The sequence below is a fragment of the Lentzea sp. NPDC006480 genome (assembly GCF_040611995.1).
GTDB lineage: Bacteria > Actinomycetota > Actinomycetes > Mycobacteriales > Pseudonocardiaceae > Lentzea.
On sequence record NZ_JBEXPJ010000010.1, the window covers coordinates 11,308 to 34,439 of the forward strand.

General features: G+C 68.5%; 18 protein-coding genes. 13 read left to right on the forward strand and 5 right to left on the reverse strand.

Annotated elements, in window-relative coordinates:
• Positions 1-30: 30 nt before the first annotated feature.
• From ABZX92_RS06380 to ABZX92_RS06400, 5 genes are all read left to right on the forward strand, one after another.
• Entirely contained in the window at positions 31-3,768 is a 3,738-nt protein-coding gene (locus ABZX92_RS06380) for a Pls/PosA family non-ribosomal peptide synthetase (RefSeq protein ID WP_355554821.1), read from the forward strand.
• Positions 3,765-4,961: a M1 family metallopeptidase gene (locus tag ABZX92_RS06385; protein ID WP_355554689.1), complete on the forward strand. Its 1,197-nt coding sequence runs from the start codon at positions 3,765-3,767 to the stop codon at positions 4,959-4,961. Before ABZX92_RS06380 ends, ABZX92_RS06385 begins: the two co-directional genes overlap by 4 nt.
• Positions 4,962-5,080: 119 nt before the next feature.
• The gene (locus tag ABZX92_RS06390; RefSeq protein ID WP_355554691.1) at positions 5,081-6,160 is read left to right on the forward strand and encodes a mechanosensitive ion channel domain-containing protein; all 1,080 of its coding nucleotides are present in this window, start codon (positions 5,081-5,083) and stop codon (positions 6,158-6,160) included.
• An 84-nt stretch (positions 6,161-6,244) separates the two neighbouring features.
• On the forward strand, positions 6,245-7,591 hold the full coding sequence (locus tag ABZX92_RS06395; RefSeq protein WP_355554693.1) for an MFS transporter: 1,347 nt from the start codon (positions 6,245-6,247) through the stop codon (positions 7,589-7,591).
• Between the two features lie 4 nt (positions 7,592-7,595).
• On the forward strand, positions 7,596-7,859 hold the full coding sequence (locus ABZX92_RS06400) for a hypothetical protein (protein ID WP_355554695.1): 264 nt from the start codon (positions 7,596-7,598) through the stop codon (positions 7,857-7,859).
• On the opposite strand, the gene ABZX92_RS06405 is transcribed toward ABZX92_RS06400, so the two are convergent.
• Together ABZX92_RS06405 and ABZX92_RS06410 are read right to left on the reverse strand one after the other, a co-directional pair.
• Positions 7,852-11,082 carry a S8 family serine peptidase gene (locus tag ABZX92_RS06405; protein ID WP_355554697.1) on the reverse strand — a complete coding sequence of 1,077 codons (3,231 nt, stop codon included), beginning with the start codon at positions 11,080-11,082 and terminating at the stop codon, positions 7,852-7,854. The genes ABZX92_RS06400 and ABZX92_RS06405 overlap by 8 nt on opposite strands.
• 251 nt (positions 11,083-11,333) lie before the next feature.
• Complete coding sequence (locus ABZX92_RS06410; protein WP_355554699.1) at positions 11,334-11,876, reverse strand: hypothetical protein; 543 nt, start codon at positions 11,874-11,876, stop codon at positions 11,334-11,336.
• A 112-nt stretch (positions 11,877-11,988) separates the two neighbouring features.
• Between ABZX92_RS06410 and ABZX92_RS06415 the strand changes: the two genes are divergently transcribed.
• The gene (locus tag ABZX92_RS06415) at positions 11,989-12,678 is read left to right on the forward strand and encodes a hypothetical protein (protein ID WP_355554700.1); all 690 of its coding nucleotides are present in this window, start codon (positions 11,989-11,991) and stop codon (positions 12,676-12,678) included.
• Here ABZX92_RS06415 and ABZX92_RS06420 read toward each other — a convergent pair.
• Both ABZX92_RS06420 and ABZX92_RS06425 read right to left on the reverse strand, forming a co-directional pair.
• Complete coding sequence (locus ABZX92_RS06420; RefSeq protein ID WP_355554702.1) at positions 12,671-13,105, reverse strand: DUF6098 family protein; 435 nt, start codon at positions 13,103-13,105, stop codon at positions 12,671-12,673. The genes ABZX92_RS06415 and ABZX92_RS06420 overlap by 8 nt on opposite strands.
• A gap of 267 nt (positions 13,106-13,372) precedes the next feature.
• Positions 13,373-13,792, reverse strand: coding sequence for a cupin domain-containing protein (locus tag ABZX92_RS06425; RefSeq protein WP_355554704.1), 420 nt, complete (start codon positions 13,790-13,792; stop codon positions 13,373-13,375).
• Positions 13,793-13,865: 73 nt separating this feature from the next.
• Between ABZX92_RS06425 and ABZX92_RS06430 the strand changes: the two genes are divergently transcribed.
• The 4 genes from ABZX92_RS06430 (at position 13,866) to ABZX92_RS06445 (ending at position 17,402) form a co-directional block, all read left to right on the forward strand.
• Positions 13,866-15,521 carry an FAD-binding dehydrogenase gene (locus ABZX92_RS06430; protein WP_355554705.1) on the forward strand — a complete coding sequence of 552 codons (1,656 nt, stop codon included), beginning with the start codon at positions 13,866-13,868 and terminating at the stop codon, positions 15,519-15,521.
• Positions 15,522-15,599: 78 nt separating this feature from the next.
• Positions 15,600-16,403, forward strand: a complete 804-nt coding sequence (locus ABZX92_RS06435) for a serine protease (protein ID WP_355554706.1) — start codon at positions 15,600-15,602, stop codon at positions 16,401-16,403.
• Positions 16,404-16,458: 55 nt separating this feature from the next.
• The gene (locus tag ABZX92_RS06440; protein ID WP_355554708.1) at positions 16,459-16,938 is read left to right on the forward strand and encodes an NAD(P)H-dependent oxidoreductase; all 480 of its coding nucleotides are present in this window, start codon (positions 16,459-16,461) and stop codon (positions 16,936-16,938) included.
• Positions 16,935-17,402: a flavin reductase family protein gene (locus ABZX92_RS06445; protein WP_355554710.1), complete on the forward strand. Its 468-nt coding sequence runs from the start codon at positions 16,935-16,937 to the stop codon at positions 17,400-17,402. Before ABZX92_RS06440 ends, ABZX92_RS06445 begins: the two co-directional genes overlap by 4 nt.
• On the opposite strand, the gene ABZX92_RS06450 is transcribed toward ABZX92_RS06445, so the two are convergent.
• Positions 17,391-19,082, reverse strand: coding sequence for an FAD/NAD(P)-binding protein (locus tag ABZX92_RS06450; protein ID WP_355554712.1), 1,692 nt, complete (start codon positions 19,080-19,082; stop codon positions 17,391-17,393). The two genes, ABZX92_RS06445 and ABZX92_RS06450, sit on opposite strands and share 12 nt — an antisense overlap.
• A gap of 192 nt (positions 19,083-19,274) precedes the next feature.
• Here ABZX92_RS06450 and ABZX92_RS06455 point away from each other — a divergent pair, with 192 nt between their 5' ends.
• The 3 genes from ABZX92_RS06455 to ABZX92_RS06465 all read left to right on the forward strand — a co-directional run bounded on the left by ABZX92_RS06455 (position 19,275) and on the right by ABZX92_RS06465 (position 23,113).
• Entirely contained in the window at positions 19,275-20,372 is a 1,098-nt protein-coding gene (locus ABZX92_RS06455; RefSeq protein ID WP_355554714.1) for an LLM class flavin-dependent oxidoreductase, read from the forward strand.
• A complete protein-coding gene (locus ABZX92_RS06460) occupies positions 20,369-20,836 on the forward strand; it encodes a GNAT family N-acetyltransferase (RefSeq protein ID WP_355554716.1) in 468 nt (155 codons plus the stop codon). The genes ABZX92_RS06455 and ABZX92_RS06460 overlap by 4 nt, the downstream gene beginning before the upstream one ends.
• A 246-nt stretch (positions 20,837-21,082) precedes the next feature.
• The gene (locus ABZX92_RS06465; RefSeq protein ID WP_355554718.1) at positions 21,083-23,113 is read left to right on the forward strand and encodes an EAL domain-containing protein; all 2,031 of its coding nucleotides are present in this window, start codon (positions 21,083-21,085) and stop codon (positions 23,111-23,113) included.
• The last annotated feature ends 19 nt before the right edge of the window (positions 23,114-23,132 follow it).

The window sequence follows — 23,132 nt, forward strand, 5'->3', positions numbered from 1 at the left end:
ATTGCGGCCGAACCCGTTGTTCTTCCATCGATGTTCACGGCAGGGGATGCGCCCACACCGCGCACACTCCTGGACATCGTGCGCGCGAGTGCCACCGAGCACCCGAACGCGCTGGCCGTCGACGACGGCACGACCGCGCTCACGTACCGCGCGCTGATCACTGAGGTACTGGAACTCTCCGAAAAGCTCGCCGCCGAGGGCGTCGGGGTCGGCGACCGCGTCGGCATTCGCGTGCCGTCCGGAACCGTGGACCTGTACGTCTCGATCCTGGCCACCCTCGCGGCGGGCGCGGCTTACGTGCCCGTCGACTTCGAGGACCCGGACGAGCGCGCCGAGCTCGTTTTCGGTGAGGCGCAAGTGAGTGCCGTGCTCGGCGAAGGCCGATCCCTTGTGCTGCACGGCACTCCGCTCGGCGTACCGGGCGAGCCTGGTCTCGACAACGACGCGTGGATCATCTTCACGTCCGGCTCCACCGGCAAGCCCAAGGGCGTCGCCGTGACCCACCGCAACGCCGCCGCTTTCGTGGACGCGGAAGCGCGGCTGTTCCTGCAGGACGAGCCGATCGGCCCGGAGGACCGCGTGCTCGCGGGACTTTCGGTGGCGTTCGACGCCTCCTGCGAGGAGATGTGGCTCGCGTGGCGTTACGGCGCCTGCCTCGTGCCCGCGCCGCGTTCGCTGGTGCGCACGGGAATGGACCTCGGCCCGTGGCTGGTCGAGCAGGAGATCACCGTCGTCTCCACGGTGCCGACGCTGGCCGCGCTGTGGCCGGTCGAGGCGCTGGACGACATCAGGCTGCTGATCTTCGGTGGCGAGGCCTGCCCGCCGGAGCTCGCTGAGCGGCTCGCCGTGGACGGCCGCGAGGTCTGGAACACTTACGGCCCAACCGAAGCGACCGTGGTCGCCACTGCCGCGCAGCTGACCGGCACGGGTCCGGTGCGCATCGGTCTGCCGTTGGACGGCTGGGAGCTCGCCGTCGTGGACGCGGCGGGCGAGGTCGTGCCGATGGGCGAGTCCGGCGAGCTGGTGATCGGTGGCGTCGGCCTGGCGCGCTACCTGGACCTGGCGAAGGACGCCGAGAAGTACGCGCCGCTGCCGTCGATGGGCTGGGACCGCGCGTACCGCAGCGGTGACATGGTCCGCGCCGAGCCGGAGGGCCTGGTGTTCCTGGGCCGCGCGGACGAGCAGATCAAGCTCGGCGGCCGGCGCATCGAACTGGGCGAGGTCGACGCGGCCCTGCTGGCTCTCGACGGTGTCGCCGGTGCCGCTGCCGCCGTGCGCACGACGCGTGGTGGCAACCAGATCCTCGTCGGCTACGTGGTGGTCGACGGCGAGTTCGACCAGGCCATCGCGGTGGAGACGCTGCGCGCCGAACTGCCGGCCGCGCTCGTGCCGTTGCTCGCGGTCGTCGACACGCTGCCGACGCGCACGTCCGGCAAGGTCGACCGCGCCGCGCTGCCGTGGCCGCTGGAGTCGATGGACACCGCCGGTGTGGTGTTCTCGGGTCTCGAAGGCTGGCTGGCCGAGCAGTGGGCGGCCGTGCTGGGTTCCGGTCCGGCTTCCGAGGGCGCCGACTTCTTCGCGTCCGGCGGTAGCTCGCTGTCCGCGGCGCAGCTGGTCTCGATGATCCGCACGCGCTACCCGAGCGCGTCTGTTCAGGACGTCTACCAGAACACGACGCTGTACAAGCTCGCGCGGCGCCTGGAGTCGTACGGTCAGACGGCCGAGGTGCGCGAGGTCGCGCCGACGCCGCGCTGGACCGGTGTGCTGCAGACGCTGCTGATGATCCCGCTGCTCACCATCTCCGGTGCACGCTGGGTCGTTGGCCTGACCGCGCTGTCGAACGTGCTGGGCTGGACTTCCGTTTCGTGGTGGTGGGTCGTCGCGGGCTGGGCGGTGTTCATCTCCCCCGCCGGCCGTCTCGCGGTCTCCGCCGGTGGCGCACGACTTCTGCTGCGCGGCGTGAAGCCCGGTGAGTACCCGCGCGGCGGATCTGTCCACATGCGACTGTGGACCGCCGAGATGCTGGCGCAGATGTCGCGCGCCACCGAGCTTTCCGGCTCGTGGATCACGCACTACGCGCGGGCGCTGGGCGCGAAGATCGGCTCCGGTGTCGACCTGCACTCGCTGCCGCCGGTCACCGGCATGCTCAAGGTGGGCCGCGGTGCCGCCGTCGAGCCCGAGGTGGACCTGTCCGGCTGGTGGCTGGACGGCGACCGCCTGGTGCTGGGCCGCATCCGGATCGGGGCGGGGGCGACGGTGGGTGCTCGCAGCACGCTGTTCCCCGGTGCCCGCATCGGCAAGCGGGCCGAGGTGGCTCCTGGTTCGGGCGTCATCGGTTCGGTGCCAATGGGTCAGCGGTGGGCCGGTGTGCCCGCGGTCCGCGAGGGCAAGTCGGCGCGCTCGTTCCCGTCTCGTCGTCCGTCGCGCTCGTACTTCTGGAACCTGATGTACGGCGTGTCCTCGGGCCTGCTGGGTGCGTTGCCGTTGCTGGCGGCGGCTCCTGCCGTGCTGTACGTGCTGCGCCAGCCCGTTTCGCTCACTTCGGCGTTGTGGGACGTGCCCGTCGCTTCCGCGATCTGGTTCGGCTCGTACGCGCTGCTGGTGCTCGTTTCCGTGCGCCTGCTGGGCATCGGCATGCGCGAGGGCTACTACCCCGTGCACAGCCGCGCCGCGTGGCAGGCGTGGACGACCGAGCGCCTGATGAACAACGCGCGCACGGCCCTGTTCCCGCTCTACGCCTCGCTGTTCACGCCGGTGTGGTTGCGGCTGCTGGGCATGAAGGTCGGCCGCCACGTCGAGGCGTCCACGGTGGTCGCGCTGCCGAAGATGACCCGCGTGGGCGACGGCGCTTTCCTGGCCGACGACACGATGGTCGCGACCTACGAGCTCGGCGGCGGCTACCTGCGCATCGCCGAGGCGCGGGTCGGCAAGCGCGCGTTCCTCGGCAACTCCGGCATGACCGCGCCGGGCCGCAACGTGCCCAAGGGCGGGCTCGTCGGCGTGCTGTCGGCGGCTCCGAAGCGGGCCAAGGCGGGTTCTTCCTACCTGGGCATGCCGCCGATGAAGCTGCCGCGTGCCGCTGAGGTTTCCGACCAGTCGCGCACGTTCAACCCGCCGAAGCACCTGATGTGGGCGCGGGCTCTGGTCGAGCTCTGCCGGTTCGTCCCGGTGATGCTGAACGTCGCGCTGGTCGTGCTGGTGCTGTTCGCGTTGAAGGAGTTCGGACTCTGGTGGTCCGGCGTCGTGCTGCTGGGCGCCGGTGTCGCCGCCTGCCTGGTGGCTGTGGTCGCCAAGTGGGCGCTCGTGGGCCGTTTCCGCGTGCGTGAGTACCCGCTGTGGTCGGCGTTCGTGTGGCGCAACGAGCTGGCGGACACGTTCGTCGAGGTGCTCGCGGTGCCGTGGCTCGTCGGCTTCTCCGGTGGCACGCCGTTGATGAACCTGTGGCTGCGCGCGCTGGGCGCGTCCGTCGGCCGTGGCGTGTGGTGCGAGTCGTACTGGCTGCCCGAGGCCGACCTGGTGACCCTGGGCGCCGGTGCCTCGGTCAACCGCGGCTGCGTCGTCCAAACGCACCTGTTCCACGACCGAATCCTGCGGATGGACCGGGTAACGCTCGGTCGCGGCGCTACTTTGGGCCCGCACGGCATCGTCCTGCCCGGTGCGACGGTCGGCTCCGACACCACCATCGGACCCGCCTCGCTGGTCATGCGCGGAGAGGATGTACCGTCGGGAACCCGTTGGCTGGGCAACCCGATCTCCGCGTGGACATGAGCTTCTCCGTACACCATTACGCACTAGAGCTTGACTACAAGCCGCACTCCGCACGCCTTTCCGGGCGTGCGGTGCTGCAGGCTTCCTGCACCTCGCTCTCCTCGTTCTCGTTGTCGTTCGGCCAGTTGCGGGTCTCCAAAGTCCTGGTGAACGGCAAGCCCGCGCGTTATACACATGCGGGCGGTGTGCTGAACATCCGCGCGGCTGTGCGCGGCTCGTTCTCGGTCGAGGTCCGCTACTCGGGCATGCCGGTGCCGGTGCACACGCCGGAGTGGGGCGACCTGGGCTGGGACCAGCTCACCGACGGCTCTCTGGTGGCCTCACAACCCATCGGCGCGCCGTCGTGGTTCCCCTGCCTGGACGTGCCTTCCTCAAAGGCGTCGTACCACCTGGAGATCACCGCGCCCTCGCCGTACACGGTGGTGTGCAACGGGGTTCTGGTCGACGGCAAGGTGTCCGGCAGCACCACGCGCTGGACGTACTCGATGGCCGCCCCGATGGCCACGTACCTCGCGACCGTCCAGATCGGCCAGTACGTCGAAGCGCTGCCAGGAGTGTGGGCACCCGCCCGGCTGCGTCGCCTGGTAGCGCACGACTTCGCCCGGCAGAACCAGATGCTCGAGCTGTTCTCGTCCCTGTTCGGACCGTACCCGTTCGCTCAGTATTCAGTTGTCGTGACCGACGACGAGCTGGACGTTCCCGTTGAGGCGCAGGGCTTGTCGACGTTCGGAGCCAACCACGTGGACGGCCGGCGCGGCTCCGAACGCCTGGTCGCGCACGAGCTGGCGCACCAGTGGTTCGGCAACTCGGTCGGCATCGCCTCGTGGGAGCACATCTGGCTCAACGAGGGCTTCGCGTGCTACTCGGAGTGGTTGTGGTCCGAGGCTTCCGGTGGCCGCTCGGCTGACGCGTGTGCGGCCGGGGCTCGGGATCTGTTGCGGCGTTTGCCCCAGGACCTGGTGATCGGACGGCCTGATCGGGCTGACTGGTTCGACGACAGGGTCTACAAGCGCGGGGCGTTGACGCTGCACACGCTGCGCCGCGCGATGGGTGACGACTCGTTCTTCGCGCTGCTGCGGGAGTGGTGTGCGCGCAACCGGCACGGCGTGGTGACCACTGAGGACTTCCTCGCCCTCGCCGGCCACGACGACCTGCTCAACCGGTGGCTGTTCGAGCCCGCCCTGCCGAACTGACGACACAGCCGACTCGAATCCCCGCTCAGTGCGACGGTTGCTGCACTGAGCGTCGAGTCACAAGCACGTGTTCCTTACCCCGAACGGCGGGTACCCCGCCCTGACAGGGAGGAGGAAACGTGCTGTTCGTGGTTCTCGGCTGCTCGGTGGTCTTCGCGTTGCTGGCGGTGGAGGTGATCCACCGACTGGTCAAGCGCTTCACCCACAGCGGCAAGATGTACCGGCCCGGCCAGGTGTTCGGTGCGCTGCTGGCGGCTCAGATAAGCCTCAGCGTCTATCCGGTCAACCTGCCGATCACCCTGCACGTGCTGGGCATCGCGCTGATCATGGCCGGCGCGTGGCTGCTGTCGGCGTTCATCAGCACCCTTGTGGACATATCGCTGTCACGCGTGAGGACTGACGTCACGGACAACCGGCACGCACGGCGCGTGCACACGCAGGTCACGCTCATCAGGCGGCTGGCGTTGGTGGTCATCGGGGTGTTGGCGATCGGCGCGATTCTGATGACGTTCCCCGGCGCACGAGCGGTCGGGTCGACGGTGCTGGCGTCTGCGGCGGTCATCGGTGCGGTGGCGGCGTTGGCGGCGCAGTCGTTGCTGGGCAACGTGATCTCGGGGATGCAGATCGCGTTCAGCGACGCCGTCAGGCTGGATGACGTCGTGGTGGTGGAAGGCGAGTGGGGGCGGGTCGAGGACATCACGCTGACGTACGTGGTGTTGCACTTGTGGGACGACCGGCGGCTGGTGCTGCCGACGTCGTACTTCCTGAAGACGCCGTTCGAGAACTGGACGCGCACGCAGTCGGCGTTGCTGGGCACGGTGGAGCTGGACCTCGACTGGACCGTGCCGGTGGAGGCGATGCGGCAGGAGATGCGGTCGATGCTGGAGGGCAGCGACCTGTGGGACGGGCGGGTGTCCGTGCTGCAGGTGACGGCCGCGACGCAGGGGTTCGTGCGCGTCAGGGCGCTGGTCAGCGCGACGGACGCGGGCAAGTTGTGGGATCTCAGGTGTCTCACCCGCGAGCACCTGGTGGACTGGTTGCAGCGACACCACAACGGTGCGTTGCCGCAGGTCAGGACGCGAGCGGTGACCGGAACCAAACGCCAGCAGCCGGCGGGCGACCAGCACACGGACGCGCGGGTGTTCGGCGAGAGCGTGGACGGGGCGCAGCGGGAGCAAGCGTTTGCGGGACCCAAGTAGAACGCTCCGGGATTCCGGTGATCACGCCTCGATCAACACGCTCTTGGCCGCGACGATCCGGCGGGCATCCACCACACTGAGCGGATGAGAACCGGGGACCAGGTCGTCCAGACCCTGCCGTGGCGGTGGCGCGCGCAGGGCACGATCTTCGTCATCGGCGGGCTCGGGTTCCTGTTCGACGCGTGGGACGTCACGCTCAACGCGTTCCTGATCCCGCTGGTCAGCGCCGAGTGGGGGCTGAGCCTCGGTGCACGCGGGTGGGTCGGCACGGCCAACCTCATCGGGATGGCCGTCGGCGCGTTCGCGTGGGGTGCGGTCGCGGACACCATCGGGCGCAAGAAGGCGTTCACCCTCACGATCCTGATGTTCTCGGTGTTCACCGTCGCCGGGGCGGCCAGCCAGGACTTCGTGACGTTCTGCGTGTTCCGGTTCCTCGCCGGGGTCGGGCTCGGCGGGTGCATCCCGGTGGACTTCGCGCTGGTCGGCGAGTTCACGCCGGCGAAGGTGCGCGGCAGGGTGCTGGCCGCGATGGACGGGTTCTGGCCGCTGGGCGCCACGTTGTGCGGCCTCACCGCGGCCTTCTTCGCGGACCTGGGCAGCTGGCGGATGCTGATGCTCACGATGGTGCTGCCCGCGCTGCTGCTCTTCTGGATCCGCCGGGGCGTGCCCGAGTCGCCGATGTTCCTGGTCGCGAAAGGGCGCACCCAGGAAGCCAAGAGGGTCATCGACGACCTGGTCGCGAAGACCGGGGCGCCGCGGGAGGAGTGGCAGCTCCCGGAACCCCAGCAGGCCCAGCGCCTCTCCCCCGGGGCCATGTTCGCGCAGCTCAAGGACATCTGGCGGTTCGACCCGAAGCGCACCGGCGCGATGTGGCTGATGTTCCTCGCCGTGTTCCTGCTGTACTACGGCGCCATCACGTGGCTGCCGAGCATCCTCAAGGCGCAGGGGTACGGGACGTACGCGGCGTTCATGGTCACGACGGGCACCGTGGCGGTGGGTGTCGTGGCCGCCCTGATCAGCGCGTGGCTCGTGGACGTGTTCGGGCGCAAGTGGGTCATCGCGGTCACGGCGCCACTCGCGTCGGTGGCGCTGGTCATGTTCGCGGTGCAGATCAATGTCGACACGGCCGCGAAAGTCTGGATCACGCTCTACGGGATGCTGATCCAGATCGCGATTCCCGCGCTGTACGCGTTCGCGCCGGAGCTGTACCCGACGCACCTGCGGGCCAGCGGGTTCGGGTGGGCCTCGACGATCAGCCGGATCGGCGCCGGGTTCGTCCCGGTGCTGCTCGGGGCGTTCCTCTGGCCGCGGCTGGGGCTGCCGCTGACGTTCGCGGTGCTCGGCGTCGTGGTGGTGGGCGGCGTGATCATGATGATGCTGACGGTCCCGGAAACGAAGATGCAACCTCTCGCCGAGGCCGTTCCGTCCTAGGCGCATGAGAAGACGACAGGCCGTCACGGCTCGCGCGCTGGCTCTCGGAAAGCTCAGCAACGAGCAGGCGATTCGTGACGGCTTCCTCATCGCGCCACTGACGATCACCGTGCAGCCGGGACGCGATGAGGCCGTCGTGTCGCGGATTCCCAGAATCGGCTTCCTGCGCGCCGAGATGCCGGTCGACGACGTGGAAGAAGCGCAAAACCGCGGAAAGCCCCAGGATCTCGTGAATCCTGGGGCTTTCCGCGTTCAAGCGACTAGCTGACGGACTGGATGACCACCGAACCGCGGCCGACGACGTTCTCGCCCGACGTGCGGACTTCGAGCTCACCGCGCAGCACGCGGCCGGCACCCGGCTGACCCTGCGGCGTGATGACGCCCGCGACGTTCCACGACGAACCGGCGGCCCGGTCGGCGTTGGCGTCGGTCACGGTCAGCGTGCCGAGACCGGCCGAGACGTAGGCGTCGAAGTAGTCGTACTGCGTGGTGCCCGTGGGCACCGCGTAGCCGTCCACCCGAACTCGCCACAGACCGGCGGCCGGGTTGTTGACGGTCACCGACTCCTCGGAGTCACCGTCCGCCGACTGCCCGACCGTCACACAGGTGCCGGACGTGCAGTTCAGCACGAACAGGTCGAGGTCCGCGCCACCGTCCGACGGGTTGCCGATGGTGGCGGTCAGCCGCGACGCACCGGGCTGAACCTGGACGTCGAACTCCTTGACGTCCCCGTCCGCGATCGTGTTGCGGCTCGTCACCGCGCTGCCGACCGCACCGGCCACGAGCCGGCCGTTGAACGAGGCCTGCGTGTTCGTGACGGTGTAGTTGCGGTTCAGCGGGACGCCCAGGGTCGCGGACGCGATGACGTCCGGGTTCGGGCTGATCGTCGTGCCGAGCACGGACGCGGTCACCGAGTACGGCGCCTCGTCGGCGTCGGAGGTGCGGCGCGCCTCGACCACGATCTCCCACACACCGGCCATCGGGCTGGTGATGGTGCGGCTGGTCGGCGTGCCACCGGCACAACCGGCACCGGCGTCCGGGTTGTAGCAGCTGGTCGACGCGTTGGACTCGACACCGACACCCTGCGGGGTGAAGCGCAGGAAGCGGACCTGGCCCTTACCCGCCTCGCCGCCACCGGTCAGGTCGACCTTCAGCGCGGTCGTGCCCTTGGGCACGTTCACGAAGAAGCTGGTCGTCTGGTTGCGGGCGATCGTGCCGGCCTTCGTGACCGAGAACTTGTTGGCGGCGTTGAAGTTGTCCGCCGCGAACACGGTGTTCAGGGTCTGCGAGTCGATGCCGGGCGTCTCCGGGTTGTCGATCTGCAGGATGGCGCTGTGCACGCCGGAGGCCTTGGCCTTGACCCGGACCGTGAACTCCACCGGGGTGTTCAGCGGCAGGTTGACCGTGCGGTCCGACTTGAACGTGCCGTCGTTGCCCTTCCACGTCACGTTGTGCGTGTCGTGGTCGTCGCCCGTGGTGCGGGTCAGCGTGTAGGTGCGGGTGTACTCCTGGCCCGCGGCAACGCCTTCACGGTCGTGGATGCCGACACCGGTGTTCGGCTTGGCCAGCAGTCCGCTGAGGACGGTGTTGACCTGGACCGAGGTCGTGATCTGGTTGGGCTGGGAGTGCTTGTCCAGCAACGACCACGCGGCGTTGGTGTTGAAGAGACCCGCGCCCTGCTCGTAAGCCTGCAGGGTGTCGACCCACTTGGCGCTGCGCTGGATCGCGTACCGCAGCTCGGCGCTGGTCGGCTTGGTGCCGTTGTGCGTGGCCTTGAACGCGCTCACGAGCAGCGCGGCGGCACCGGTCGCCTGCGGGGCGGCCATCGAGGTGCCGTTCAGCATCGAGTAGCCGGGCGGGAGGCTGTAGGTGCCCGCCACCACGGTGGCCTCCAACCAGCGCGGCGTGGTGGAGATGGCCGAACCCGGCGCGACGATGTTCGGCTTGAAGCCGCCGTCCTCACGCGGGCCGCGCGACGAGAAGCCGTGCAGGCTCTGCTTCTGCGCGGTCTTCGAGCCGTAGTTGGAGAGCCAGGTCTGGCTGGTGATGTACGAGCCGACGCTGACGGCGTCCGTGGCGACCGACGGGTCGCCGACCGTGTTGGCACCCGCACCCGAGTTGCCCGCCGAGATGAACAGCTGGACGTTGTACTCGTTGATCGTGCGGTTGTAGAGCTCGGCGCGGGCGTTGTTGCCGTCGTTGAGCGCCGGGAGACCACCGATGGAGATGTTCACGACGTCGGCGCCGTTGCGCGCGGCGTAGAGGACACCGTCGATGAGGCCGGAGCTGGTGCAGGAAGGCGTGGAGAGGCAGGCCTTGACCGCCATCAGCTTCGCGCCGGGGGCCGCACCGTCCATCAGGCCGCCGAACAGCTTGTGCGCCGAGGTGATGCCGGCGACGTGCGTGCCGTGCTCGCCGGCGGCGATGCCGATGCTGACGTACGGCGTACCGCCGTTGTCGTAGATCGACTTGTCGGTCTGCACGACGAACGCGACGCGGTCCATCACCGCGGTCGCGGGGTTGTCGGTGCCGAAGAACCCGGAGTCCTTCTTGACCTTGTAGTCGATCATCCGCGGGTTGTTGGTGAAGTTCCCGTCACCATCGGTGTCGACGAAGACTTCCTTCGTCGTGATGTCCTGGAGGACACCCCACGAGTCGAGCCGGTCGCCGTCGCGGTTGATGTCACCGCCCATCTCGCTGTCGGGCCCGCCGAGGTCGCCTGCGACCTCGCGGAAGAGACCGAACGAGTAGGGGCCGCCGGTGGCCGGAGCCGTCCACTCCTTGCCACCGTTGGTGAACTTGCCGACGGTGCCGGTCTTGGTCATGGTGACCCAGGTGCCGTCGCCGGACGCCGGGTTGTTGGCCGTGAACCAGTCGACGATCTTGCGCTCACCGGTGCTGGTCGTCTGCAGGGCAGGGGTGTCCAGGTCGATGCCGGAGTCGATCACGGCGATCGTGGTGCCGCGGCCGTCCCACTTCGGGTGCGCGGTGGCGAACTGCGCCGCCTGCGTGTCCTGCGTCGGCATGTACGGGTTGGTGCGCGGCGTCGACGCGCCCGGCGGCGTCTGCGGGGCGGGCTGCTGCGCACCGTCCGGGCGCGGGTCGTCGAGGGCGATGAGGCCGTCGACGTCCACGGCGTTGACCGACTTCAGCTTGGCCGCCTTCTCCGCGTTGTCGCGCGGGATGGTGACCTTGACGTAGTCGACGTCCTTCTCGGTCTTCTGGACCGTGGCGCCGAGCGCCTTCAGCTCGCTGACCGCGGCGTCGGTCTTGCCGGCCTCGGCGGCGACCAGCAGGTCGACGGTCGGCTTGCCCTCACGGGCGGCCTGGTCGACGAGCGCGCGGTCCTGCTTGTCCAGCTGCTTGTCGGCGGCCGGCTTGTCCTGCTGCGCGTTCTGCGCGATGACGGGGGTGGCGGCGAAGCCGAGCCCGGCAGTGCCCAACACCGCGGTCAGCAAGACCGTTCCGGTGCGGCGTCTCCAGTTCTTCACGGCGCATGTGCCCTTCGTGGGGTAAAGAGTGCTCCGAAGTGCATCTCTTCGCCTCGCGAGGGGCAATAGTCTCACCGGGCTATTTTGTGGTTCCACATTGGACTGTTCAGCGTCTTGTACGGGCACACTTTTAGTGCTGCGCGTTTCTTTAACGCCTTAGAACGAGCAGTCCTCCTCCAGTCAAGAGCTGATAGAGGGGAATGTCAAGTCTGCGTCAACGGTGAACACTGCCGGTGTGTAACGGGCTGAGCTCACCGGACGATGGATTGATCGCTATTCCCGCCGAATAGCGACTTCAATCTCGACCGCACGCAGGCGACGAGGCCCTGGCTGGTCGCGACCGGTTTCGGCTGCGCACCACACGTCGGGCAGGTGGTGCGGTGTGCTTTCAGCGCACGTTCGAGTTGCTGGACGTGGCCAGCAGTCCGTTCGGGCACTGAATCCTTTTTGATCGAGAGCAGACTCAGCTCCGTGAGCGTCTCTGTGCCGTTGTGCAGACGGACGGCCGGCGCGATCGTGTGGAAGAAGATCAGGTTTCGACGTCTTTTGGGCTCGATTGTTCGGACATCGCACCACTGAATGGCGGTCTCGCGGTCGAGACTGTTCGACGTAATGCCGTCGGACGTGAGCTTCGTTCCCATCCGGAAACTGCGCCACGCGACCGTGCCGCCCATCAACGCCCACAGGCCGCCGAAGACGTAGCCGTACCAGGGGCCGCCCGCCATCGCGATCGGCCCGCTGGCGGCCACCGCGCCGCCGAGCCCGAACAGGACCCATCTCCACCTGGTGTGCATCTCCCCATCCTGTTTACCCGATTCGGGTACCGGCTTCTTCAACGCGGGCCGCGCCCGGCTCGTTGAGCCGATTCAGCGGGACTGGAGGCTGATCAGGCGCTACCTTGCGCGCATGGACCTCAAGCCGGTCGCCGACGAGCTCTACGGGCTGCCCCCGAAGGAGTTCACCGCGGCCCGCAACGCCGCCGCCAAGCAGGCCGACGACAAGGACCTCGCCAAGGCCATCGCGGACCTGCGCAAGCCGACGGTGGGCGCGTGGGCGGTCAACAGGCTGGTCCGAGACGCTCCGGACGGCCTGGAGGAGGCGCTGGGGCTCTCCACGGCGCAGCTGACGATGCGCGAGCTCGGGCGCAAGCGCAAGGAGCTGCTGGAGACGCTGGTCTACCGGACGCTGGAGCTGACCGGGCCGCTCGCGGACGACGCCGTCACGCAGGTGCGGAACACGCTCACGGCCGCGATGTCCGATCCCGAGTCGGCCGAGCAGGTGCGCACCGGGCATCTCACGAAGCCGCTCGAATATTCGGGGTTCGGCTTCGCGCTGCCGGTGCCCGAGCCGGCTCAACCGGACGGTGAGGACGCGCTGGCCCGCAAGCGCCGGGAGCGGCAGGAGCGCAAGCGGGCCGAGGCGCAGCAGGCGCTGGACGAGGCCGAACAGGCGCTCGGGGAGGCGCAGGCGGACCAGCTGGCGGCGCAGCGGGCGTTCGACCGGGCCGCGGAACGGCTGGAGGACGCCAAGAGGGTCGCGAGTGCGGCGGAGAAGGCTCGCAAGGCGGCGGAACGCAAGCTCAACGATCTCAGCTAGAGCGGTCCAGCGGGCCCCACTCCTCGGAGTTCTGGGCGTCGACCAGCTCGATGCACTCGTCCAGCGCGGTGTCGGCCACCCATGCCAGCGGTTCGAGGCAACGGACCAGAGGCTCGTTGTCCGGCCCACGGCCCACCTCGGCGCCACGCAGCACCCACGCGCAGACGTCCGGGCCGCGAAGGTCACGCAGGTGGCGGTAGTCGAAGAGGCGGCGCGCCACCCACAGCTCGTGCGAGCGCTCGCCCCACCACGGCTCGATGCGCAACGGGTTCGCGGACAGGCCCGGCAGCTCCACGCCGGTCAACGAGTCGCGTGACACCGAGGCGGCGTCGGCGTCGGGTCCCTTCGACCAGCGCACGTAGACGTCGTCACCCAGGAGGCCGACCAGTTCGGCGAGTTTCGTGATCGTGGGCAGCTCATCCGTCACACCAGGTGACATACCCAGGCCGAACCTGAAGCGAACCTGAAGGAATTGAGCCGTGTCACAGTCAAAACCGACCGGAACACAGCGGTCCGGTTGTACGTTCAACAATGTGGTTGGCCGCGGGCGCTCGAGCTGCTCGCCAGGACGATCCGGCACCCCCAGGCTGGAAAAGTCCTTCCGCAGGCGTCGCGTGCTCGCGCCGCGGTCAACCCGCCGTCGGCCGGCACACCGGAAACCCCCCTCTCTGGTTGTGGCGGTCGGCGGCATCCCCTACAGGTTGTACTGGTCGTGGCGGGCGTAGAAGGCCGCCAGCGCCTCCGGGTCCAGCCCCTTGGCCGCACCGACCTCCAGGAAGAAGTTCTCGCGGGCGATCCCGGGCGAGAAGAGGATCAGCATCCGCACCGGTGCGTCGCTGTCGTTGCGGAACGCGTGCGGCCGGTTCGGCGGCACGTACAGGAAGTCGCCCTCCCCGCCCTTGATCCACTCGTCGCCGTCGTACAGCGTGATCTCGCCTTCGAGCACGTAGAACGACTCGGAGAAGGTCTTGTGGAAGTGCGGGCGCGCGCCGGGCTGGCGAGCCTCCATGCGCCACTCGAACAGGCCGAACTCGCCGTTCGTCACCGAGCCGGGTGCCACGAACCGGGTGGTCTTGGTGCTGAAGCCCACCTCAGAAGCCGGTCGAAAGCTCATCGAAAAACAACTCCCCAGATATGAAAATCGCTCAGGTCTCGTGCGTGATCAGCGGTGGACCTATGCTCGGCCGATGGCACATGACGCGGATGTCATCGTCGTCGGCGCGGGCCTCGCAGGTCTCGTCGCGACCGCAGAGCTCGCGGACGCGGGCCGCAAGGTCATCCTCCTTGATCAGGAGCCGGAAGCGACCCTCGGCGGCCAGGCGTGGTGGTCGTTCGGCGGGTTGTTCCTCGTCGACACCCCGGAGCAGCGCAGGCTCCGGGTCAGGGACTCGCACGACCTCGCCCTGCAGGACTGGATGGGCTCGGCGCAGTTCGACCGCGACAGCGACCACTGGCCCCGGCTGTGGGCGCAGGCCTATGTGGACTTCGCGAGCGGCGAGAAGCGAAGCTGGCTGCACAACATGGGGGTGCGCTGGTTCCCGTTCGTGCAGTGGGCAGAACGCGGCGGCTACCTCGCAGGCGGCCACGGCAACTCGGTGCCGCGCTTCCACGTCACCTGGGGCACCGGGCCGGGCGTGGTCGAGCCGTTCGAGCGCCGGGTGCGCGAGGGTGTGGTGAAGGGGCTCGTCACGCTGAAGTTCCGCCACCGGGTCACCGGCATCAACGTCACGAACGGCGTGTGCGACGGAGTGTCCGGCGAGGTGCTGGAGCCGTCCGCGGTCAGTCGCGCCGAACCGTCGTCGCGCACGGTCGTCGGCGACTTCTCACTCAACGCGCAGGCCGTGATCGTCACGTCCGGTGGCATCGGCGCCAACCACGACCTGGTGCGCAGGAACTGGCCGGAGCGCATGGGCACGCCGCCCAAGTTCATGCTGTCCGGTGTGCCGGACTTCGTGGACGGGCACATGATGGAGGTCGCGCAGAAGGCCGGCGCGTCGATCATCAACGCCGACCGCATGTGGCACTACCCCGAGGGCATCGCGAACTACGCGCCGGTGTGGAGCAGGCACGGCATCCGCATCCTGCCCGGCCCGTCGCCGCTGTGGCTCGACGCGGACGGCAACCGGCTGCCGATCCCGCTGTTCCCCGGCTTCGACGCGCTGGGCTCGTTGCAGCACATCACGACGCACGGCCACGAGCACTCGTGGTTCGTGCTGAACAAGAGGATCATCGGCAAGGAGTTCGCGCTGTCGGGCTCCGAGCAGAACCCGGACCTGACCGGCAAGGACACGCGGGCGGTGCTCAAACGCGCGCTGCCGGGTGCGGTGGCGCCCGTCGAGGCGTTCGCGCAGAAGTCCGAGGAGTTCATCCAGGCCGGCACGGTCGCGGACCTGGCGCGCGGCATGAACGCGTTGACCGGCGACTCGCGGATCGACGCGGCCGCGCTGGAAAAGATCATCGTCGAGCGCGACCGGCAGGTGACTTCAGGGCTGGGCAAGGACATGCAGGTCAACGCGATCCGCGCGGCCCGGCACTTCCTCACGGACAAGCTGATCCGCGTCGTCGAGCCGCACCGGTTGCTGGACCCCAAGGCCGGGCCGCTGATCGCCGTCCGGCTGTCGGTGATCACCCGGAAGACGTTGGGAGGCCTGCACACCGACCTGTCGTCGCGGGTGCTCGACAGCTCCGGCGAGGTGCTGCCAGGCCTCTACGCCGCCGGTGAGGCCGCCGGCTTCGGTGGCGGTGGTGTGCACGGATACCGCGCGCTGGAAGGAACTTTCCTCGGCGGCTGCCTGTTCTCCGGACGGGTCGCCGGTCGTTCCGCGGCCGATGCCGTTTCCTAAGTTACAGAGCCGAACTGAGACGAATCATCCGCCGTTCCTCGCCGCGTAACCGAAGTTCCCCCGCGGAAGGAACGGCGAATGCTTTTACGAGGTGGAATCGCGACGGGCCTGCTCGTGCTCGCGATGGCGGGCACGGCGGTCGCGGATCCGTCGGTCCTGGTCGTCGGCGGCACGCGAGCGTCCATCAAGGACAACCCGTTCGCGGTGTACCTGGCACCTCCGGCCGACACGCGCGATCCGCACTGCACCGGTGTGATCGTGGCGCCGAACAAGATCCTCACCGCCGCGCACTGCGTCGACGAGGGTGTGACCGGGCCGAAGCCGATCCCGTTGACCAAGCGCGTGGTCGTGGCCGGCCGCGAGAACGTGCACAGCACCGACGAGGGCGTGGTCGCGAAGCTCACGAAGATCGTCATCAATCCCAAGTACGACGGCATCTCCTTCGACTCCGCCGTGCTCACGCTCGACCGTTCGCTGAAGCAGAAGCCGATCAAGATGGCCGGCGCGGCCGATCGCGGTCTGTACAAGCCCGGCAAGTCGGCCACGGTGATGGGCTGGGGTGCGGTCAAAGAGGGCGGCAGCACCAACGGCTACCTGATGAAGGCGTCGATCCCGATCCTCGAAGACGAGACGTGCCGCGTGTTCTGGGGCAAGGACGACGAGGGCAACGACTTCTACGAGAACAAGAGCATGCTGTGCGGCGGTCATCAGGAAGGCGGGATCGACGCCTGCAACGGTGACTCGGGCGGCCCGTTCGTCGCGGGCGGCAAGCTCATCGGTCTGGTGTCGAAGGGCGACGGCTGTGCGCGGCCGGACCACCCGGCGATCTACGCGCGGGTCGATGCCATCAACTCGTGGGTCGCGAAAGAGATTTTGTACTGATCTCGCGTGGTGGACGCGGGTTGACGGTCTCCCGGCTTGCGGCTGTGCTGGAGGCATGACGCAGATCGGTGTTCTGGTCGGCAACCCGCGGCCCGCCTCGCGCACGCTGCAGGCGGCCCTGGCCCTGCGCGAGGCCCTCGCCTCGACGCTGGGCGTGCCCGTCGAGGGACCTGTGGTGGAGGCTGCGGAGCTGGCACCGGCCGTGTTCACGCAACCGGACACGATCAAGGCCGCGCTGGAGACGCTGGGCCAGGCGGACGTGCTGGTGATCGCCACGCCGACGTACAAGGCCGCGTACACCGGGCTGCTGAAGGCCGTGCTGGACCAGGCGCCGTCGGGATGGCTGCGCGGCAAGATCGTCGTGCCGCTGCAGATCGCCGCGTCCGACAAGCACGCGCTGGCCGTCGAGGTGCACTTGCGGCCGGTGCTGGCCGAGCTGGGTGCTGTTGTCCCGCAGGCGGTGTTCCTCAACGAGGCCTCGCTGCCCGCCGACGTCACCGACTTCGACCTGGACTCCCTGAAGGTGCTGCGATGAAGGAACAGCTGCGCAACGCGTTGAGGCACCACGCTCAAGCCGTCACGATCGTCACGGCGGCCGGGCCCGACGGACCTGTCGGCACCACCGTGTCGTCGTTCACCTCGGCGTCCTTCGAGCCGCCTCTCGTCGTCGTGTGGATCGGCGAAGGCGCTTCGGTGTGGCCGGTGCTGCGAACCGCGCCTTTGTTCTCCGTGCACCTGCTGGACGCGGGCCAGACCGGGCTCGCGGACCTGTTCGCCACCAAGAACGTCGACCGGTTCGGCGCCGAGACCCGTTGGCAGCCAGACGAGGACGGCGTGCCGTGGCTGCTGGACGCGCCGGTGCGGCTGCGGTGCCGGACCGCGCGCAGGATCGTGGTCGGGGATCACATCGCGCTCGTCGGCGAGCCGCTGGACATCACGCACGCCGACATCGCCACGCCCCTGGTGCGGCACCAGGGGCGCTACACCTCAGTCGCCTAACACCTTCAGGATCTCCCGGGCCAGCACGTCGTTCTGCCGGAACGCCGGCGCGTTGGTGTGCGGCCGCGCGAAGGCCGCGAACGCCTTTCCCGTCGTATAAGGCCCGACGGCGAACCGCGCCGGGTCCTCCTCGCCGCGCTCGTTGATCAGGCGTCCTTCCGGCGACACCCGCACGAGCCCGGCGTCGTCCTCGGAGACGTCACCGACCGCGCGCAACGACTGCAGCACCGGATCAGCCGTGCGGGACAACGCGTGCGTGGGCAGGCGCGCCTCGACCAAACCGTTGGCGCGCACCACGTCGGGCGTGGTCGGACTGCCCGCCAGGAACGCCCCGCTGACCGCCTCCACCCACATGTCCGCGCCGACGAACCGCACGATTCCCGCGCGGGACAACGCCAGCAACTCCTCCAGCCGGTCCGGTGGAGGACCGGAGGCGAGGTAGCTGAAGTAACCGTGCCACCAGCCGTCGTGCGGCATCACCTGGGCCATCTGCCCGTAGACCGACAGCAGGGCCAGGAAAGCGCCCAGATCCGCGCTGTGCCGGGGATCGGAGCGGCGGGTCACGTCCGCCTCGATGTAGGCGCGCAGGTAGTCCTGGAACTCCTCGCCGGACGCGAAGGTCAGGCCGGTCAGCGGGCGGTCCAGCCGTTCGAAGTCGATGCGGTCGGCCGGGTCGGGCACCGCCAGCAGCTCCAACGAGCGCATTTCGTCGCTGTACCAGTCCAAACCGGCGAACGACGTGGCGAACTCGACGAACGGCATCCGCACCAGACCGGGATGGCCGGTGAAGAGCTCGTGGTAGTAGCCCCACGCGATCTCCTTGGCCATCAACGGCCACACGTCCGCGCGGAAGTCCAAGTCGCGGTTCAAGTCCGACGCGACGAAGAAGTGCGGCAAGGACGGCCTGGTTCCCTGCAGCCGATAGCCGGTCTTCGAGTGGTACGGCACGCCACGCCGTGAGCCCACGAACAACCGCGGCTCCAAACCTGAAGGCACATAACGCAACAAGTCGTCAACGCGCTCGTACCTGCCACCACGGCCCTCGGTCAGCAGCACCATCAGGTCGATGAACGCGAGCCCGAACCCGCGCAGCACCACGTCTCCCGCGACCTCGGAGAGATCCGCGTCGGCGGAGTACAGCGGCGGCACGTAGACCAGGCCGTGCTCCGCGGCGTGCTCGGCGAGCTTGCGGTGCTCTGGCTCCGGTTCGGCGTCGAGGTGCCCCAGCGCCAGGACCAGAACGTCCGCCTGGAGCGACTCCCCGCTGTCCAGCCACACCCAGTTGCCGACGACCTTCAACGCACGCGCGGAATGCACGGTCACCGAGATGTTCGGAGGCAGAGATTCCCTTACGTGGTCGAAGAACCACGCGAGGTACCTGCTCTGCACCTGACGGGACGGGAACGACGCCGGGTCGACGTCACCCCACTCCGCCAGCGACGGGCCGGGGCGAACCGGACCGACGCCGTCGAACGACGAGTCGGTGAAGACCGTCACGTCCTCGGCCATGGAGTTCATCCGCAGCAACGGTGACTGCGCGTGCCGCCACACCCGTCCCGCACCAGGTGGGAAGGGGTCGATGACGTGCACGGCCAGGTCCAGCGTCGGCGATTGGGCGGCAATGCGTTCGAGCAGGCCGGCGGCACGAGGACCGCCGCCGATGACGACGAGTGAGCGCATGCGCGTCTTTCCGTTGGAGGGCAACGAGAAACGAGCCGCGCCCCTCAACGCGAACACCACCACAGTACCCCGCGCGTGCAAGCAAATCCCGCTCTGTGGACACCGTTGCGACGAGCCGGCACCAGGTGTGCACTCGAAGGGCGTCTCCCTCAACGCACCCCTAAATCTCCTACCAACTCTGGGGAATCGGCCATGCCAGTTGAGTTTCTCGGGATCGCAGCCACGAACGACGGGTCGGAGACGACGCCGCGGTCGGGTGGGGCGTTCGACAAGGACTACACGCTCAGGCTCGCTCGGGCGCACGAGGAGCACGGGTGGGACCGCGTGCTGTTCGCGTACGGCTCTGGCGCGCCGGAACCCGCCTCGGCAGCGGCCTATCTCGCCTCGAAGCTCGACAAGCTGCAGATCCTGCTGGCGCACCGGCCGAACGTCTCCTACCCGACGTTCGCCGCCAAGACGTTCGCGACGCTGGACCAGATCAGCGACGGCCGGATCACGGTGCACTTCATCACCGGCGGCACCGACCACGAGCAGCAGCGCGAGGGCGACTACCTGACGAAGGACCAGCGCTACAGCCGCACGCGCGAGTACATCCAGATCGTCAAGAAGGCCTGGACCAGCAGGTCCGCCTTCGACCACGACGGTGAGCACTACCAGTTCGCGGACTTCGTGAGCGACGTCTTCCCGGTGCAGCAACCACGTCCGGGCGTGTCGTTCGGCGGTTCCTCTCCCGCCGCATATGCCGCGGGTGGTGCGGAAGCGGACATCTTCTGCCTCTGGGGCGAGCCTTTGGCTGAAACCGCGCAGCAGATCGAGTCCGTCAAGCAGGCCGCGAAGGACGCCGGGCGCAAGGACGTGCCGAGAATCCAGGTCGCGTTCCGGCCGATCATCGCGCCGACCGAGGAACTGGCCTGGGAGAAGGCCCATCGGACGGTCGAGCGGATCGAGGCGCGGAAAGCCGGCGGGCCGTTGAGCCGGCGGCATTCGCTGACGAACCCGGAGAACACCGGCTCGCAACGACTTCTGGCCGTCGCGGAACGCGGTGAGCGATTCGACCGCGCACTGTGGACGCCCACCGCGAAGGCGACCGGCGGTGCGGGCAACTCCAACGCGCTCGTCGGCACTCCGGAGACGGTCGCGCAGGCATTGCTGGACTACTACGACCTCGGCGTGGACATCCTGTCGGCACGCGGATACGACCTGCTGGACGACGCGATCGACTTCGGCCGGTACGTGATTCCCCTTGTGCGCGAAGAGGTCGCGAAGCGGGACCGGGCCAAGGCCGCATGACCACTCTCGAAGTGCGCCGCGTCCGGCAGTCGGATCCGGACGCGGCGCCGTTGGTCGCTGAGCTGACGTACGAGTACACGACTCGTTACGGGCCAAGTGGCGCAGAGGAGATGCAGCGGGCGGCGGACGTGTTCGAGCCACCGCACGGGCAGTTCCTGCTGCTCATGGAGGCCGGAGAAGCCGTCGCGGGCGGGGCGTTCAAACGCTTCGACGACGAGACGGCGGAGCTGAAGCGGATCTGGACGCATTCACGCCATCGCCGGCGCGGCCTGGCCCGCCGGGTCGTGGAAGAACTGGAGAAGGAGGCGCTGGCGTTCGGCTACCGCCGCGTCTACCTCACCACCGGGCCGCGGCAGCCAGAGGCGAAAGCTTTGTACCTGGCGACGGGCTACACGCCGTTGTTCGACGTTGATACAGACCCACTGACAATAGGTCCGCTCCCGTTCGAGAAGGTGATTCATTAGTTCAAACGAGTGAATTCGTCGCCGATCCAGTCATTCGTGACCGGGATTCCGGGTTCGGTTGGACAGGCCAGTCGTGATCAGTAAGCTGTTTCGTTGGACCCACACCCGGTGGTGGTACCGCGCGGGGATGTCACCCGTTCGACCGAATCTGGCGGAAGTGGGTTGCGCAGGCGTATCGATTGGCGTCCGACGATCGATCAGCAGATCACACCGGTCCCCACGAATGGCCACCTGAGCTGAATGAACATGGTCGACAGCCGAGAGCACGCCGTCCACTGGGCAGCGATGATCTCCACCACCCTCCTCGCGAACCTCACCCGCGAGAAACTCCAGCAACTGCTCGGCGGCTACGTCGAGCAGTTGCTCGGTGGTGGCGTGGACGACGCTCGGCAGGTCGGCCGGTCGATGGTCGAGCACGACTTCATCTCCTCGGCGACGCTGGAGCAGTCGCTCTCCTACCTCGGTGAGCACGAGCTGCTCACCCCGGGCCAGTTGGCCGCGCTCGCCGCCGGGTACGCGGAGGGGCTGCGCGACCGCACGCTCGACCAGCAGGAGATCAGCCGCACGGCCGCGATCAACACGATGCGCCGCGCGGAGAACGCCGTCCGGGCGAGCGAGGCGAAGTTCCGGGCGATCTTCCAGAGCTCCGCGTTCCCGATCGTGGTCGTCGATCTCGAGGGCAAGATCATCGACGTCAACGAGGCGTTGCTGACGATGCTCGACTACAAGCGCGAGGACATGCGCAAGATCACCGGCCGCGAGCTCGCGCACCCGGACGACCGCGAGGCGCTGCGGGAGATCGGCCAGACGTTGATCACGACCGACCTCGACCACATCAGGGTCGAGAAGCGGATGATCCGCAGCGACGGCGAGACGATCCAGACGCACATGGCGATCTCGCTGGTGCGTGAGGAGGAGAACGCGCCGCCGTACTTCGTGACGATGATCGAGAACATGAACGAGATGCGCGCGCTGCAGACGCAGCTCGTGCGGCAGAGCCTCAACGACATGCAGACCGGCCTGCCGAACCGCGCGCAGTTCCTCGGCTGGCTGGAGGGCGCGGTCGGCACCAAAGGTCCGGAGGCGTTGGCACTGGTGCAGGTCGACATCGACGGGTTCCGCGGCGTGAACGACGCGTTCGGGCACGAGGCGGGCAACCGGGTGCTGAACCAGGTCGCGACGCACCTGCGGGCGGTGTTCTCCGAGGTCGGCAAGGTCGCGCGGATCGGCGAGGACGAGTTCGGCGTGCTGATCAAGGACCCGCGCGACGTGCTGGGCGTGATCGCGCTGGTCGAGGAGTTCACCGCGCGGCTGGAGGAGCCGATCTGGATCGGCTCGCACGGCGTCGGCGTGACGACGTCGGTCGGCATCGTGGCGCGGGCGGCTCGTGGTGGCGACGCGGTGGACCTGTTGCGCGCGGCGGACGTCACCGTCGGCTGGGCGAAGCGCGACGGCAAGGCGCAGTGGGCGTTGTACGACAAGGACCGGGACCTGCGCGACAAGGAGAGCTACGCGCTCGCCGCGTCGATCCCCGGTGCGCTGGAGGAGGGTCAGTTCCGGGTCGACTACCTGCCCGTGTACTCGCTGACCGACGGTTCGATGATGGCCCTCGAGGCGAAGATCGTCTGGCACCACCCGGTGCACGGGGTGTTGTGCCCCAACATGTTCATGGACCAGTCCTCCGCCAACGGCATGATCGTCCGGCTCGTGCACTGGGCGCTTTCGGAGGCGTGCGCGCAGGCTGCGTCGTGGTACTCGGTGCTGGGGTCTGCCACGCCGGTGCTCGCCTTCGACCTGCCGCCGCGGTTGTGCCAGGAGCCCGAACTGGTCGCCGAGGTCGCCCGCGTGCTGGACCGGACCGGGTTGCCCGCTTCGTTGTTGCGCTTCGAGCTGCACGAGCGCCTGCCGGCGTTGCTGAACGACGAGCAGATGGAGGAGCTGACGATCCTGGCCGAACGCGGCGTCGGCCTGGTGCTGGACCAGGTGAACGGCGGCAACGTCGGGGTCGACCGGCTGCGGCTGCTGCCGTTGAGCGGCGTGAAGTTCACCGGCGCCGTGGTGCACGGGCTCGACTCCGGGGCGAACCGCGTCGACGAGAGCGCGTCGGTCGCGCTGCTGCAGTGGGCGTCGATCCTGCGGCTGCCGCTCTACGCCGAGGACGTGCGCACCGACGCCGAGGCCGCGCGGCTGGCGTCGCTGGGCGTCACGGGCGGGCAGGGGCCGCACTTCGGGCCGCCGCTGCTGGCCTCGGACGTCTCGACGCTCCTTCTCAGCTAGTTCTTATCAGGGTTTTTTT

Bases quoted from the DNA above. Each gene is read 5' to 3' on its own strand.
- ABZX92_RS06415 (WP_355554700.1), top strand. From the start codon at position 11,989: ATGGACCTCAAGCCGGTCGCCGACGAGCTCTACGGGCTGCCCCCGAAG.
- ABZX92_RS06450 (WP_355554712.1), bottom strand. From the start codon at position 19,082: ATGCGCTCACTCGTCGTCATCGGCGGCGGTCCTCGTGCCGCCGGCCTG.
- ABZX92_RS06400 (WP_355554695.1), top strand. From the start codon at position 7,596: ATGAGAAGACGACAGGCCGTCACGGCTCGCGCGCTGGCTCTCGGAAAG.
- ABZX92_RS06380 (WP_355554821.1), top strand. From the start codon at position 31: ATGTTCACGGCAGGGGATGCGCCCACACCGCGCACACTCCTGGACATC.
- ABZX92_RS06385 (WP_355554689.1), top strand. From the start codon at position 3,765: ATGAGCTTCTCCGTACACCATTACGCACTAGAGCTTGACTACAAGCCG.
- ABZX92_RS06435 (WP_355554706.1), top strand. From the start codon at position 15,600: ATGCTTTTACGAGGTGGAATCGCGACGGGCCTGCTCGTGCTCGCGATG.
- ABZX92_RS06465 (WP_355554718.1), top strand. From the start codon at position 21,083: ATGGTCGACAGCCGAGAGCACGCCGTCCACTGGGCAGCGATGATCTCC.
- ABZX92_RS06460 (WP_355554716.1), top strand. From the start codon at position 20,369: ATGACCACTCTCGAAGTGCGCCGCGTCCGGCAGTCGGATCCGGACGCG.
- ABZX92_RS06430 (WP_355554705.1), top strand. From the start codon at position 13,866: ATGGCACATGACGCGGATGTCATCGTCGTCGGCGCGGGCCTCGCAGGT.
- ABZX92_RS06440 (WP_355554708.1), top strand. From the start codon at position 16,459: ATGACGCAGATCGGTGTTCTGGTCGGCAACCCGCGGCCCGCCTCGCGC.
- ABZX92_RS06410 (WP_355554699.1), bottom strand. From the start codon at position 11,876: ATGCACACCAGGTGGAGATGGGTCCTGTTCGGGCTCGGCGGCGCGGTG.
- ABZX92_RS06425 (WP_355554704.1), bottom strand. From the start codon at position 13,792: ATGAGCTTTCGACCGGCTTCTGAGGTGGGCTTCAGCACCAAGACCACC.
- ABZX92_RS06445 (WP_355554710.1), top strand. From the start codon at position 16,935: ATGAAGGAACAGCTGCGCAACGCGTTGAGGCACCACGCTCAAGCCGTC.
- ABZX92_RS06455 (WP_355554714.1), top strand. From the start codon at position 19,275: ATGCCAGTTGAGTTTCTCGGGATCGCAGCCACGAACGACGGGTCGGAG.
- ABZX92_RS06395 (WP_355554693.1), top strand. From the start codon at position 6,245: ATGAGAACCGGGGACCAGGTCGTCCAGACCCTGCCGTGGCGGTGGCGC.